Origin of the sequence: Polynucleobacter alcilacus, from assembly GCF_018881545.1 — a bacterium.
In the GTDB taxonomy this organism is placed as follows: Bacteria; Pseudomonadota; Gammaproteobacteria; order Burkholderiales; family Burkholderiaceae; genus Polynucleobacter; species Polynucleobacter alcilacus.
Map to the genome: position 1 here is coordinate 231,590 of NZ_JACVQD010000001.1, position 14,132 is coordinate 245,721.

The window sequence follows — 14,132 nt, forward strand, 5'->3', positions numbered from 1 at the left end:
TCGAGGCAGACTAAAATAGCGAGTCATGTTTATAGACTCTCATTGCCATCTCGACTTCCCTGAATTTCAATCCCGCTTGCCTGAAGTGCTGGCGAATATGAAATCAGCTAATGTTAGCCATGCGCTCTGTATTTCCGTTGACTTGCCAGACTTTCCTAAGGTGTTGAAGCTCGCCCAAGATCATCCCCATTTATATGCCTCAGTAGGCGTGCATCCAGATTATGAAGATACGCCTGAGCCAAGCTTTGATTTCTTAGTAGAGACCGCTTTAAAGCATCCCAAAATCATTGCTATTGGAGAAACTGGTCTGGATTACTACCGTATGGGCGAGCGCAGCTATGAGTCCATGGAATGGCAACGGGAACGTTTTAGAACGCATATTCGCGCCTCAATTGCCTCTCACAAGCCCCTTATCATCCACACCCGATCGGCTTCGGTAGATACCATTCAAATCTTAAAAGAGGAGGGTGCTGATCGTATCGGTGGGGTAATGCACTGTTTCACTGAAAGTCTTGATGTAGCAAAAGCCGCTATGGAGATGGGTTTTTATATCTCTTTTTCAGGCATTGTTACCTTCAAAAGCGCGAAAGACTTGCAAGAAACCTGCTTAAAAGTGCCTTTGGAGCGGATGCTTATAGAAACCGATTCCCCTTATTTGGCGCCGATTCCCTATCGAGGCAAAACCAATGAGCCCGCCTGGGTGGCTAAGGTTGGTGAATTTATTGCAAATCTAAAAGGGCTCCCACTTGAGGATCTGGCTAAGGCCACATCACAGAATTTTTATGATTGTTTTCAGATAGATAGAGCTAGTTCATGAGTAATTGCTTTAAAAATACTTTTCTAGTTTCTCTATCGATAGTGATGCTTAGTTTGCCAGTATTTGCGCAAACGGAGGATCAGGTCACTGATTTTGCAAAAGCAGCCAAGTTTGACGATGTTTCCACGGTGACAGCGCTTTTAGCTAAAGGTGTTAGCCCAAATACAGTTGATTCCAGGGGCAATCCAATGCTCATTTTGGCAATTAAGGATAAGTCCACTAAGGTGACTGAGCTCCTTATTAATGACAAACGTACCGATGTGGACCTATCCAATAAATACGGTGAAACACCCTTAATGATGGCTTCGATAGACGGTGATTTACCCGTTGTGAAGACCTTGGTTCTACAAAAGAAGGCTATGGTCAATCATATTGGCTGGACGCCTCTCCATTACGCGTGCACCAAGGGAAATCTGGAGGTTTCCCATTTTTTGATAGCTAATGGAGCGATTGTGGATGGCTTAAGTCCTGGCAATACAACGTCGCTCATGATGGCCGTGCAATCGGGGAACGAGCAGCTTGTAAAACTCCTTTTAGATAAAGGTGCTGACATTCAACTACGCAATGCAAATGGCTTAAGTGCTATCGATATTGCGGATATTTATGACAAGCCGGGGATCAGTGAGGGCTTAAGGTCCCGTTGGCAGAAGCTATATAAGCAGCCATATCCAGGGCCACCGAAAGCTAAAGGGTCTAAATCCTGAGTTGGTCTATCTGCGTATAATCATTATTATGTCAAACAAAATATTAAGATCACTTTCACCCGCTCCATCACGCTTAGCCAACAGCTATCTCACTTGATTCAAAAGAACGATGCCAATCTTAGACCTTCTTCGTAATGCTGACCTACCCAGCTTTTTAACCTTGTTCCATGAAATCAATGTTGACATGGGAAATAGTCAGATTTGGAGTATCTTAATATTTGCTTGTGGCATGCTTGCTGTTCATGGAGTTGCGGTACTTGGTATTGCTGGCGCATATCACTTTATGGACCGCTTAATGACTAGAAAACGCATCTTTGCTGCGAGCTTCTTTTCCTATTTCGTGGCCATACTCCTAGTCATTATGAGTCACCTTTCTGAAATTGTCGCTTGGGCTTATATCTGTGTTGCCCTAAAAGTCTTCTCCTCAGATCCTCAAGCCCTTTATTTTTCTGGAGAAATGTACACAACAGTAGGCTATGGAACATACAACTTAAGTGAAAAATGGCGAATACTGCCAATCATCATTTCGTTTTCGGGAATCTTTTCCGTTTCGATGTCAGGCGCCGCCTTGTACTCAATGATGTGCTCCCTGTTATCAGTCAATAACAGTCAAGGTCCTAGCAAGAATGCCTCACAGAATGCTAATTAACCGTCATTGAGGATGGTAACGGCGCTCTTTGCTTAAATACAAGCTCAAGCACTCTGCCATTGGCTTCGCGCGAGCGAATGCGCCCTGGCAACCACTCTAAATCTTTGGCTAGCCAGATGTCCACCTGGCGTTTGTATGGATCATTCTCACGTTGCATCAAAGCGTAATGGCGATTTACAGACTTACCTAAACTGGGAATATCCTCAGAGATCACCTCACCGTAACTCTTAAATTGCCACATCTCTAGAGTGTTGTAGTCAACTACCGGTAAGGCGCGAATACTACCGGCTTCATCTATTTTGCTATCGCCATTTAATAATGCAGCAAACTGAAACATCAAACTGAAGCGATCTTGGGTGCCTGGCAGTAATGCTGGGGTGAATTCAGGCTTTTCAGAAAAAAACATCTGCCCTCCTCCCTTGGTATCTCTGTCAAAACGGGAATAACGTGGGGGTTTAGTGCCTCGTTGAGTCCAATAAATCGTAGGCGCCACACCATAAGCGTCTACAAAGCCTCGAGATTCAAAAACAAAGGGGCCCACAAATGCGTACGGAATATTGATATGCAAGCGGTAACTATTGCCTTCAACTATCCAGTCAATTTCTCCGGTTTGGTATTTTTGGCCATCTACAAAAGCGTCGTAATAAATGATTCCTGATTCTGGAAGCTTAAATGCGACGCCTTGTTGGTCTGCCGCGCCACCCTGCTCTCCCGAATTCAGGCTTTGACTATCGTCAACCTTTGCAGAGGAGGAATCTTGCTCCCGAATTTTTTTCTTGGGTGCCTTCGCCATTTGAATTTTTTTGGGAGGCTCAGCTTTTAATTCTGTACGAATAATCAATTCTTCAGGAATATCTTCTGAAGAGCCAAATGATAAAAAAGGAATCCCAAAAAACAATATGAAGTGCCCGAGCAAAGACAGGGTCAAGGCAACGAGAATCAGCCACAGAGATTTTTTGTGCGTCAAACTACCGTCCTCTGACTGCGTAAACCCCAAGCTCAGAAAGGGGCCTCGAGTAAGCGGCTATTTTTGGGTAAGTTCGCAGCAAGAAAATCCATTTGGTCAGCAAGAATATTGCGCCCTTTGAGGATCATATCTTCATAAAGACTAGGTAGATAAGGCGTATATAGAAGACCCATACCAGCTTGTTCGGGAGTGCGATTACCCTTGTGCTGATTACAAGGCCGACAGGAGATGACCAAGTTCATCCAAGAATATTTTCCGCCACGACTATTGGGAATGATGTGTTCAGCTTCCGCCTGGTTTTCATGAATACTATCGCCACAGTAGGCGCAAAGACCACGATCCCGTTTAAAGAGCTTATGTTTTGTGAGTACGGGCACCACATCAAATAAATTGATTTTTGCACTACCTTTAATCGCAATAATGGAGTGCAATTCAATTACTGACTGAACGCCACTAGCTCTAGAGATGCCGCCACGCATTCTCTTGACGGGGTCACCTAGCGTCCACAAGACGCTGTTATCAGCATAGTGTTTTGTCGCTTCTTCAGCATTTACCCAACCCTGGGGAATTCCACCAGCGTCCAATTTCAAGATGCTCAGCACAAACTCTCCTTTCTAGACCTCAGCAAAGCCGTCGATCGTTTAAACCATCTTACAGAAGAAGTTTGTGTCAATCAATCATCTAAGGGATATAAACTCCAGAACTTTTGATAAATGGTCAGCATAGTCAGCAATACCATGATCACTTCCTTCTAAAACCAACTGTTTAGCGCCCCTGTAGAACTCGACCATTTCCTTCCAATCCAAGAGCTCATCCCCTTTGGCGGCGATCAATAAATAACGCTCTGGATTAGAAATCCCCTCAACTTGAAGGGTCTTAAGTTCATCAATATATTCAGGGCGGAAATCAAATGGTTCTTCACTATCGTAAGCAGTCATCATGCCTACATGGGGGGCTAGCTCTCTAGCGGCTCTGACAGCAGGATTCAGAGTGACGGCTCGACACCCATACTTTTCAGCTAAATAGTTGGCATAAAAACCACCAAGCGAAGAGCCAATCATCACAATACGATCTGCCCGCGACTGATCAATGTACTGGGTAACCATGTCCATACTTTGTTTTGGGGATGCCAGCAACTGTGGGCAATACCACTCAATCTTCTGTTCCGCAGTTGCCAGCGCTTGAATAGCATCTCCAGTCATCACCGCCTTACTCGATCTTGGAGAAGATCGAAAGCCATGCAAATAGACTAATAAGGTTAACGACATGGGTGAAATCTTTATGCTTTTTGGCCGATCTCAAAGTTGGCTAGCTTTTCTAAAGCCTTCACCATGGCCGAGTGATCCCATGCTTTGCCACCATGTGCAGAGCAGGAGTTAAACAACTCTTGAGCAGTAGCTGTATTGGGAAGTGATACTCCTAAAGCTCGAGCGCTATTTAAGGCAAGATTTAAATCCTTTTGATGTAGTTCAATCCGAAAGCCAGGATCAAATGTGCGCTTGACCATGCGCTCCCCATGAACCTCCAAAATTTTCGAGCCAGCAAAACCGCCCATGAGAGCTTGACGTACCTTAGCAGGATCTGCTCCTGCTTTCGCAGCAAACAAGAGCGCTTCAGCAACCGCTTCAATATTCAGTGCCACAATAATTTGATTTGCTACTTTAGCGGTTTGACCATCTCCGTTTTTGCCTACCAAGTTAATATTTTTACCCATCAACTCAAATACAGGTTTTACTCTTTCGAACACAGCGTCATCGCCACCAACCATAATCGATAGGGTTGCATTCTTTGCCCCGACTTCGCCACCAGAAACAGGAGCATCGAGATAGTCACAGCCCAAAGCATTGATTTTTTTAGCAAACTCTTTGGTAGTAATTGGAGAGATCGAACTCATATCCACAACTACCTTGCCTTTAGATAAACCTGCCGCTATGCCGTTTGCACCAAACAATACTTTCTCAACATCAGGCGTATCGGGGACCATGATGAAAATGATGTCGGCTTTCTGCGCAACCTCGGATGGGCTAGCACACTGAATAGCCGCTGATGATGCTAGCTCGGTTGGAATTTTGCTACGGGTAGTGATAAACACTTCGTGACCTGCATTAACGAGGTGCCCAGCCATTGGGCCGCCCATGATGCCAAGACCTACAAATCCTAGTTTTAAATTATTACTCATTTGATCTCCATCTGTTTATTTGTATTTATGATTAGTTTACTTCTGCATCCATGACAGACCCGCTTCTGTTGTTGTGGCAGGTTTATATTCACACCCTATCCAACCCTGATAACCAATACGATCGAGCATCTTAAATAGATAGGGATAATGAATTTCACCAGTACCGGGTTCATTGCGACCCGGATTATCTGCTAACTGAATATGGGCAATTTTAGAAAGATTCTTTTCAATCGTATTGGATAACTCTCCTTCCATACGCTGTGCATGGTAAATATCGTATTGAATAAAAAGATTGTCAGCCCCAACCTCACTCAAAATATCCAAAGCCTGTTGTGTTTTAGATAAAAAGAAACCGGGAATATCGAATGTATTAATGGGTTCAATTAGCAATTTAATCTTCACTTGCTTTAACTGCTCAGCAGCGTATTTCAAATTACTGACAAAAGTATCGTGGGCTAGTTTGGCATCAACTCCAACAGGTGCTTTTCCAGCCAAGCAATTGACCTGACCAACATTGAGGTAGTTAGCATATTCAATTGCCTTGGCTACACCGGCACGAAACTCTTCTACCCTGCCTGGATGACAAGCGATTCCGCGATCACCCGCATCCCAATCTCCAGCTGGAAGATTGTGGAGCACCAGCTTTAACTGATGCTTCTCTAATAAATTTTTGATTTCAGTAGCCTCATAGGCATAGGGAAATAAAAATTCCACTGCCTTAAACCCTGAATTAGCGGCTCGCTCGAAGCGCTCTAAAAAAGGCACTTCGTTATAAAGCATGGTGAGGTTGGCAGCAAATTGAGGCATTTCAGACCCTTCTTTGGGTTAAGTGATTAGTGAAAGATCTTAACAAAGATGCAGGCTTTGGTCTTCAGTAGCCCCAGACCCTTGCTGAAGGCTAATAAATGATAAAAGTGAGCTAATATCTTACTAAGCAGCATTTAATAATAAGGAAAATAACGAATATGAAATTTACTCCCATTCATTTAGCTCTTCTAGCCGTTTTGGCCAGCTCATCCGCAGTCATGGCTCAAACACAGCCTGCTAATGCTGGTGCCAGCAAGCCAATGGTCATAGATGCGGCCGTCGTCGATAACCGTTACCAGCTGTACGAAGGTGAGGTTGTCAAAATTGACAAAAAGACCCGTACCCTTACCTTTAAAAATAAGGAAGGTGAATCTAAGTTTGTTGCAGGCCCTGAAATTACCAATTTTGATCAAATCAAAAAAGGGGATCGTGTCAATGTATCTTATGAGTTGGCAGTAGCCATTGAACTCATCAAAACTAAGAGTGATGGTATCCGTAGCAAAGTAGAAACAAGCACTGTTACCCAATCTAAGGCAAATGAAAAGCCTTCAGAAACGATTGCCAATCAGACAACCATCATTGCCGATATTATTTCCGTTGATCGCGAAAAGAAATTGGTTTCTGTGAAGGGCCCTAGCGGCAAAGTTACTACTGTAATGGTTAAGAACCCAGCATTACTAGCTGATGTGAATGTTGGCGAGCAAGTGAAGGTGATTTACTACGATGCGATGGCAGCATCAATCACTACCCCTAAGAAAAAGTAATCCTTACCCGCATTAATTAAAGAGCCCTCTTAGGAGGGCTTTTTTAATTCTTTTGAAATAAAAAAGCCACCCCAAAGGATGGCTTTCTAGTGCTACGAGTATCAAGGAAGTTGCATAAATACAATTCCTTGCAATACCGATGAATTTGGCGGAGCGGACGGGACTCGAACCCGCGACCCTCGGCGTGACAGGCCGATATTCTAACCAACTGAACTACCGCTCCAAATAACTTCGAGTAATACTTTTTACTGCTGGTAATACAACCAAAAAAAACTGGCGTCCCCAGGGGGATTCGAACCCCCGTACTCACCGTGAAAGGGTGATGTCCTAGGCCTCTAGACGATGGGGACCTGGACTACAACAAACTGCTATTTTAAATGCTTGGTGGAGATAAGCGGGATCGAACCGCTGACCTCTTGCATGCCATGCAAGCGCTCTCCCAGCTGAGCTATACCCCCGTAATCCCACAATAAAACCGCAAGACACTCAAAACAATCCAAGATTTTAGCCTATTTTTGTGCAACTGCGCAAATTGCCTATAGGACTACCTTCGTGAGCCGTTGAATAGCCTCATCCTTTCCCAACACGACCAATACAGAATCAATGGCAGGAGTCTGTGTCGTGGCAAATAAAGCGTAGCGAACAGGCATCGCTAATGCAGGCATTTTGAGCTGGTGCTTGGCTAGTACTTGCTTAAAAGCTGCGCCATAAGCCTCTTTACTTGGCTCTGAATTCCTCAGCGCATCAATGAGATCTTTTAACGCAGGGGCTACCGCTTCTGGAATATTGGCAGCGATTTGTTCAGAGCTATGACACGGTGCTGGTGAATAGAATAACTTGGCACCTTCAGCAATTTCAAGCAAGGTATTTGCGCGATCTTTTAATAGCCCGACAACCTGAACAAAGTCTGGTCCACGCTCTGTATCAATACCTAATTGATGTGCAAATGGCTTAGTGGCTTCAGCCAATCTGCCTACATCCGCATTTTGAATATATTGATGGTTTAACCATAGCAATTTTTCTGGATTATGTTGCGCTGGTGAACGACCTAGACTTTCTAAATCGAACCAATCCACAAACTGTTCTTTAGTAAATATTTCAGCATCACCATGAGACCAGCCTAAGCGTGCCAAGTAATTCAAGATAGCCTCTGGCAAGTACCCTGCTTTTTGATAATCACGAACACTCATAGCGCCGTTACGCTTACTCATCTTTTCACCAGCGTCATTTAAAACGGTAGGTAAATGGGCATAAACAGGCGGCGTTCCATTCAGCGCCCGCATGATATTAATTTGTCTCGGCGTGTTGTTAACGTGATCATCCCCCCGAATCACGTGAGTAATCTTCATATCTAAGTCATCCACCACTACGCAGAAATTGTATGTCGGAGTACCGTCAGGACGCGCAATCACTAAATCATCTAACTCATCATTGCTGATCTCAATTTGCCCTTTAACAGCGTCCTCCCAAATTACGGAGCCACCGATAGGATTCTTAAACCGAATAACCGGAAGCACGCCTTCCGGAATAGCGGGTAATGTCTTTCCGGGTTCGGGGCGCCATAAACCGTTATAGCGCGGCTTTTCTTTATTGGTCATTTGTTGCTCACGAAGCTGATTCAACTCTGCTTCACTCATATAACAAGGGTACGCAAGTCCTGCATCTACCATCTGCTGAATCACTTCGCGATAGCGATCAATCCGTTGCATCTGATAGATGGGACCCTCATCTAAATCGAGCCCAAGCCAAGCCATGCCTTCAATAATGACGTCAACCGCTTCTTGTGTAGAGCGCTCTAGATCCGTATCTTCAATGCGAAGAATGAAGTCACCTTGATTGTGTCGTGCAAAAGCCCATGGATATAGAGCACTGCGGAGATTACCCAGATGAATGAAGCCCGTGGGACTGGGGGCGAAACGTGTACGAATATGCATAAATGGCATTATCTCAGGTCGGGCAAATTGACGGCAAAGTTGAAAAACAGGGATACTTTGAGCTATGAATGAATTACTTGTTTTTATCTGTGATGGCGCCCCTGTGCGCGGAGAGATTGTATCCATCAGCTCAGCCTGGCAAGCCATTTTAGAGCGCCGTGACGACCCTCCTGCTGTTCGCCGTATCTTGGGTGACTTTGTAGGTGCTGCCACCCTTTTAAGTGCCAGTTTAAAGTTTGACGGCACCTTAATCATCCAAGCCCAAAGTAAGGGACCCATTCAGCTCCTCGTGGTGGAATGTAAGTCAGATCTATCCATGCGAGCCACCGTCAAGCTCTCTGTAGAGCCTTCAGAAATTTCCGCTGATGCCAGTCTTGGAGAGCTCTTAGATGCTTCCCACAGTGGTAGATTGGTCATTACCTTAGATCCATCCGATCGTGAGCCAGGACAAGCTCCTTACCAAGGAATTGTTGCCCTTCAGGAGCATCGTGGCGGCAAAATCATGCCGGTAACTAGTGCTGCAGAAGCAATCGGCCTATATATGCAAAACTCGGAGCAGCTAGATACTCGGATATGGCTAACTTCTAATGACACCCATATTGGTGGCCTACTTTTACAACGCTTGCCCGACTCAGGTGGGCATGCCCATCTGGATCCTCAAACCGCACTGGAAGGATGGTCGCGAATTCAGACTTTGGGAGACACTATTACCAACGAAGAGCTATTAACACTTTCTCCAGAGACAATCTTAAGGCGTCTATTTTTAGAAGAATCGACTGAAAATGGAGTGCGAAGCTTTCCGGCTCGCTCCATTCGCTTCTTCTGTCGCTGCTCGCGCTCCAAGGTAGCAGATATTTTAAGAATGCTAGGCGAAGAGGAAGTCGACAGTATTCTGGCAGAACAGGGTGCAGTAGAGACTGTCTGTGAATTTTGCGCAAAACCATATCGGTTTGATGCAGTGGATTGCTTGCAAGTATTTAAAACCAATTTATTGAGTGATGCCACAAGGCCACCATCTAGCGGTCACTAAATTATTTATGACTAAATACGCCTTAGCTATTGTTTAGGTGCAGCTTTAAGACCCACATCATTTGATGTACTTGCCTTATCAACTGGCAAGATTTGGACGAAGAATTCACCTTCTTTGATTAGGCCATGTTCTGCTCTAGCACGCTCTTCGATTGCACGCGTCCCATCTTTTAAGTCTTTCACATCGCCCGCTAACTTGGCATTCCGTAAAGCTAAGAGGCTATTCTTAGCCTCTTGAAGCTCTACTTGTTTTTCCATTTCATAAACCTTGAGCCATCCACCCTTGCCTAACCAAAGCGGGTATTGAATTGCTATGAGCAATACCAACATGGAATAGATGATGATACGCATAAGCTCAATAGAATCGAGTTAGTTAGCGCTTGAGGTTATAGAAAACGGATTTTCCTGGGTAAGTAGCCACATCACCCAAGTCTTCTTCAATACGCAAGAGTTGGTTGTACTTAGCAATCCGATCTGAGCGTGACAGCGAGCCGGTTTTGATTTGCCCTGCATTAGTACCAACGGCAATATCAGCAATAGTACTGTCCTCAGTTTCACCGGAGCGATGGGAGATGACGGCTGTGTAGTTAGCGCGTTTTGCCATCTCAATAGCTGCAAAAGTTTCAGTCAATGTGCCAATCTGATTGATCTTAATGAGAATGGAATTGGCAATCCCCTTCTCAATGCCTTCTTTCAATATGCGGGTATTAGTAACAAAAAGATCATCACCAACCAGTTGGATTTTCTTGCCCAGTTTTTGGGTAATATCAGCCCAGCCATCCCAATCACTTTCATGCATGCCATCTTCAATGGATACGATCGGAAATTGATCTGCCAAATTACCTAAGTAATCAGAAAACTCACTTGAGCTTAGCTGCAGGCCTTCGCCAGACAAATGGTATTTGCCGTCTTTATAGAACTCGCTAGCAGCACAATCTAAGGCTAACAGAACATCTTCACCCGCCTGGTAACCAGCGCCTTCAATGGCTTTCATAATGGTTTGCAAGCACTCTTGATTACTTTTAAAGTTTGGTGCAAAACCACCCTCATCCCCTACCGTAGTGGGCATACCTTGAGTGCCGAGGATCTTCTTCAGCTCATGGAATATTTCTGCACCACAACGCAAAGCTTCACGAAAATTTTCTGCGCCAACAGGCATGATCATGAATTCTTGAATATCCAAGCTGTTATTTGCATGGGCACCACCATTGACAATATTCATCATGGGTACGGGCAGTTGCATACCACCTGAGCCACCAAAATAACGATACAAGGGGAGGCCAGCTTCTTCTGCAGCTGCTCTGGCAACAGCCATAGATACAGCCAATGTAGCATTAGCTCCTAAACGTGCTTTGTTATGGGTACCGTCCAAATCAATCAGCGTATGGTCTAAGAAGGCCTGTTCGCTAGCATCCAAACCAAGAATAGTTTCGGCAATTTCAACATTGATGTTCTGGACTGCTTTGAGAACGCCTTTACCAAGATAGCGAGACTGATCGCCGTCACGTAATTCAATTGCTTCACGCGATCCCGTAGATGCCCCCGAAGGAACTGCGGCACGACCCATCACACCAGACTCAAGTAATACATCACACTCTACAGTTGGATTACCGCGTGAATCTAAAATTTCTCTACCGATGATGTCAACAATGGCGCTCATGCACCTTCTCCTTAAAACAATATGAAATGGGGCTTATTCAACAACTAAAACTGAAAACTGTTCTCTAAATAGATATCGGAAGCTTTCACTACAGTATCAATCGCAACCAGCGATTCAAGTAAGTCTTTCATGCGATCTAGTGGTACTGCATTGGGGCCGTCAGAAAGGGCCTTAGCAGGATCTGGGTGGGTTTCCATAAAGAGTCCACTAATACCAACAGCGACTGCCGCACGAGCCAATACGGGTACGAATTCTCTTTGACCACCGCTGGCATTACCCTGACCGCCAGGTAGTTGCACAGAATGGGTCGCATCAAATACTACCGGTGCATTTGATTCACGCAAAATAGCAAGACTGCGCATATCTGAAACTAGATTGTTATAGCCAAATGAAGCGCCACGTTCACAAACCATAAACTGGTCTGGAAGGTTCATTTCCTTGGCAGCAGCACGCGCCTTCTCAATCACATTAAGCATCTCGTGTGGTGAAAGGAATTGTCCTTTTTTGAAATTTACTGGCTTGCCACTTTGGGCACAAGCGCGGATGAAATCCGTTTGCCTGCACAGAAATGCTGGGGTTTGAAGCACGTCCACTACTTTAGCAACCGCTTGAATCTCGCTTATATCGTGTACGTCGGTCAGAACTGGAACGCCGACTTCTTTTTTCACTTTAGCCAGAATTTCTAAGCCCTTCTCCATGCCCAGACCCCGAAAGGATGTGCCTGAAGAACGATTCGCTTTATCGAATGAAGATTTATAGATAAAGGGGATCTTCAGAGCTGTAGTTATTTCTTTTAGCTGACCAGCAATATCAATTGCAGATTGCTCAGACTCGATCACACATGGGCCAGCAATCAGAAAGAAACGCTGATCAAGGCCAACATCGAATCCGCACAGTTTTAATGTACTCATAAATCCTCTTAGGCGGCCTGCGTTAAAGCAGTGTTTTGACGTATCAGCGCTGCAGTGATAAATGATGAGAACAAAGGATGTCCATCTCGAGGTGTTGAGGTGAATTCTGGGTGGAATTGCACGCCAAAAAACCAAGGGTGCATTGATTCAGGAAGCTCCATCATCTCAGGCAATGCCTCATTAGGAGTTCTAGCTGAAATGATCAAACCAGAATCCTCTAACTTTGGCACATAAATATTATTGACCTCATAGCGATGGCGATGGCGCTCATTTACTTCGGAGCCGTATATGCGATGTGCCATCGTTCCTGGTTTCACCGGACAACGCTGTGAACCTAAGCGCATGGTTCCACCAAGATCTGAATCATTGCTACGAATCTCTACACGACCTTCTCTATCAAGCCACTCAGTAATCAATGCAACCACTGGTGATTCAGTCTGAGGATCAAACTCAGTACTGTTTGCTTTAGAAATATGAGCTACATGACGGGCAAACTCAATAACGGCTAACTGCATTCCCAAACAGATGCCTAAATAAGGCACATTATTTTCTCGAGCATAGCGAATCGCAGATATCTTACCCTCTGTACCTCGCTTACCAAAGCCCCCGGGGACTAAGATGGCATCTAATTGTTTTAAGCAATCCACGCCATCTTTTTCAATGACTTCAGAGTCAATGTAATTAATATTGACGCGAGTATGTGTGTGAATACCGGCATGACGCAAGGCCTCGATCAACGATTTATAGGATTCTGTTAACTCAACATACTTACCAACCATGCCAATAGTGACTTCATATTGTGGGTTGGCCATCTCATAAACCAATTTAGCCCATACAGAAAGATCAGCAGGCTTTGCAGTAATTTCTAACTCGCGACAGATTAAATCATCCATCCCTTGGGCATGGAGCATTTCAGGAATTTTGTATATCGTATCTACATCCCATACCGAGATTACAGCCTGTTCACGCACATTGGAAAAAAGAGAAATCTTGGCACGCTCATCTTCCGGAATAGGACGGTCAGCACGACACAGCAATACCGTTGGCATGATGCCAATCTCACGTAATTTTTGGACAGAATGCTGAGTTGGCTTAGTCTTAAGCTCGCCAGCACTAGTGATATAGGGTACTAAGGTTAAATGGACAAAGGCGCAGCTATGAACCGGTAAACGTAAGCTCATCTGCCTCGCAGCCTCTAGAAAAGGAAGTGACTCAATGTCACCAACAGTTCCACCAATCTCACAAATAGCCACATCCGCATGACCATCATGACTTGCCTTGGCACCACGCTCTACAAAAGCCTGAATCTCATTTGTGATGTGGGGGATAACTTGAACTGTCTTTCCGAGGTATTCACCGCGACGTTCTTTGCTGATCACCGATTCATAAATCTGACCTGTGGTGAAGTTATTGCTTTTGCGCATCTTCGCAGAGACAAAGCGCTCGTAGTGGCCTAGATCTAAGTCTGTTTCAGCACCATCTTCAGTGACGAAAACCTCACCATGCTGCAGAGGGCTCATTGTGCCCGGGTCAACGTTGATATATGGATCTAATTTTAGGAGGGTGACTTTCAGACCGCGGGATTCGAGAATCGCGGCAAGCGAGGCAGCTGCGATTCCTTTCCCTAAGGAAGAAACCACACCACCAGTGACAAAAACGTATTTGGTCATCGCTTAAGCTCTGTTGGAAAAAGTAATTATAACGATAGCCA

At 44.8% G+C, this 14,132-nt stretch carries 15 protein-coding genes and 3 tRNA genes; 5 read left to right on the plus strand and 13 right to left on the minus strand.

The window, feature by feature from the left end; all coding sequences use genetic code 11:
• Window positions 1–25 precede the first annotated feature (25 nt).
• The 3 genes from ICN45_RS01210 to ICN45_RS01220 all read left to right on the plus strand — a co-directional run bounded on the left by ICN45_RS01210 (window position 26) and on the right by ICN45_RS01220 (window position 2,170).
• Entirely contained in the window at window positions 26–817 is a 792-nt protein-coding gene (locus ICN45_RS01210) for a TatD family hydrolase (protein ID WP_216172212.1), read from the plus strand.
• Window positions 814–1,521, plus strand: a complete 708-nt coding sequence (locus ICN45_RS01215; protein WP_216172214.1) for an ankyrin repeat domain-containing protein — start codon at window positions 814–816, stop codon at window positions 1,519–1,521. The genes ICN45_RS01210 and ICN45_RS01215 overlap by 4 nt, the downstream gene beginning before the upstream one ends.
• Window positions 1,522–1,630: 109 nt before the next feature.
• Entirely contained in the window at window positions 1,631–2,170 is a 540-nt protein-coding gene (locus ICN45_RS01220) for an ion channel (RefSeq protein WP_216861702.1), read from the plus strand.
• Here the strand turns inward: ICN45_RS01220 and ICN45_RS01225 are convergent.
• From ICN45_RS01225 to hyi, 5 genes are all read right to left on the minus strand, one after another.
• Entirely contained in the window at window positions 2,163–3,137 is a 975-nt protein-coding gene (locus ICN45_RS01225; protein ID WP_216172216.1) for a DUF3108 domain-containing protein, read from the minus strand. The genes ICN45_RS01220 and ICN45_RS01225 overlap by 8 nt on opposite strands.
• 32 nt (window positions 3,138–3,169) lie before the next feature.
• Window positions 3,170–3,739 (minus strand): HNH endonuclease, encoded by a 570-nt coding sequence (locus ICN45_RS01230; RefSeq protein ID WP_439650761.1) that lies wholly within the window; start codon window positions 3,737–3,739, stop codon window positions 3,170–3,172.
• 75 nt (window positions 3,740–3,814) lie between these two features.
• Complete coding sequence (locus ICN45_RS01235) at window positions 3,815–4,405, minus strand: YqiA/YcfP family alpha/beta fold hydrolase (RefSeq protein ID WP_216172218.1); 591 nt, start codon at window positions 4,403–4,405, stop codon at window positions 3,815–3,817.
• Between the two features lie 11 nt (window positions 4,406–4,416).
• Window positions 4,417–5,316, minus strand: a complete 900-nt coding sequence (gene glxR / locus ICN45_RS01240; RefSeq protein ID WP_216172220.1) for a 2-hydroxy-3-oxopropionate reductase — start codon at window positions 5,314–5,316, stop codon at window positions 4,417–4,419.
• A gap of 36 nt (window positions 5,317–5,352) precedes the next feature.
• Entirely contained in the window at window positions 5,353–6,123 is a 771-nt protein-coding gene (gene hyi, locus ICN45_RS01245) for a hydroxypyruvate isomerase (protein WP_216172222.1), read from the minus strand.
• Between the two features lie 158 nt (window positions 6,124–6,281).
• Here hyi and ICN45_RS01250 point away from each other — a divergent pair, with 158 nt between their 5' ends.
• Window positions 6,282–6,887 carry a hypothetical protein gene (locus ICN45_RS01250; RefSeq protein WP_216172224.1) on the plus strand — a complete coding sequence of 202 codons (606 nt, stop codon included), beginning with the start codon at window positions 6,282–6,284 and terminating at the stop codon, window positions 6,885–6,887.
• Window positions 6,888–7,033: 146 nt separating this feature from the next.
• Here ICN45_RS01250 and ICN45_RS01255 read toward each other — a convergent pair.
• The 4 genes from ICN45_RS01255 to gltX all read right to left on the minus strand — a co-directional run bounded on the left by ICN45_RS01255 (window position 7,034) and on the right by gltX (window position 8,830).
• A tRNA-Asp gene (locus tag ICN45_RS01255) sits at window positions 7,034–7,110 on the minus strand.
• 51 nt (window positions 7,111–7,161) lie between these two features.
• Window positions 7,162–7,237 (minus strand) — tRNA-Glu (locus ICN45_RS01260).
• Window positions 7,238–7,269: 32 nt separating this feature from the next.
• Window positions 7,270–7,345: transfer RNA gene (locus ICN45_RS01265), tRNA-Ala, on the minus strand.
• Window positions 7,346–7,423: 78 nt separating this feature from the next.
• Window positions 7,424–8,830, minus strand: a complete 1,407-nt coding sequence (gene gltX, locus ICN45_RS01270; protein ID WP_216172226.1) for a glutamate--tRNA ligase — start codon at window positions 8,828–8,830, stop codon at window positions 7,424–7,426.
• 55 nt (window positions 8,831–8,885) lie between these two features.
• Here gltX and hslO point away from each other — a divergent pair, with 55 nt between their 5' ends.
• On the plus strand, window positions 8,886–9,851 hold the full coding sequence (gene hslO, locus ICN45_RS01275) for an Hsp33 family molecular chaperone HslO (protein WP_216172228.1): 966 nt from the start codon (window positions 8,886–8,888) through the stop codon (window positions 9,849–9,851).
• A gap of 26 nt (window positions 9,852–9,877) precedes the next feature.
• Here the strand turns inward: hslO and ftsB are convergent, their stop codons facing one another.
• The 4 genes from ftsB to pyrG are packed head-to-tail and all read right to left on the minus strand — an operon-like array spanning window position 9,878 to window position 14,091.
• Window positions 9,878–10,201, minus strand: coding sequence for a cell division protein FtsB (gene ftsB / locus ICN45_RS01280; protein ID WP_216172230.1), 324 nt, complete (start codon window positions 10,199–10,201; stop codon window positions 9,878–9,880).
• A 22-nt stretch (window positions 10,202–10,223) separates the two neighbouring features.
• Window positions 10,224–11,510: a phosphopyruvate hydratase gene (gene eno, locus ICN45_RS01285; RefSeq protein ID WP_216172232.1), complete on the minus strand. Its 1,287-nt coding sequence runs from the start codon at window positions 11,508–11,510 to the stop codon at window positions 10,224–10,226.
• A gap of 44 nt (window positions 11,511–11,554) precedes the next feature.
• Window positions 11,555–12,421, minus strand: a complete 867-nt coding sequence (kdsA, locus tag ICN45_RS01290; protein WP_216172234.1) for a 3-deoxy-8-phosphooctulonate synthase — start codon at window positions 12,419–12,421, stop codon at window positions 11,555–11,557.
• A gap of 8 nt (window positions 12,422–12,429) precedes the next feature.
• On the minus strand, window positions 12,430–14,091 hold the full coding sequence (pyrG, locus tag ICN45_RS01295; RefSeq protein WP_216172236.1) for a CTP synthase: 1,662 nt from the start codon (window positions 14,089–14,091) through the stop codon (window positions 12,430–12,432).
• Between the last annotated feature and the right edge of the window lie 41 nt (window positions 14,092–14,132).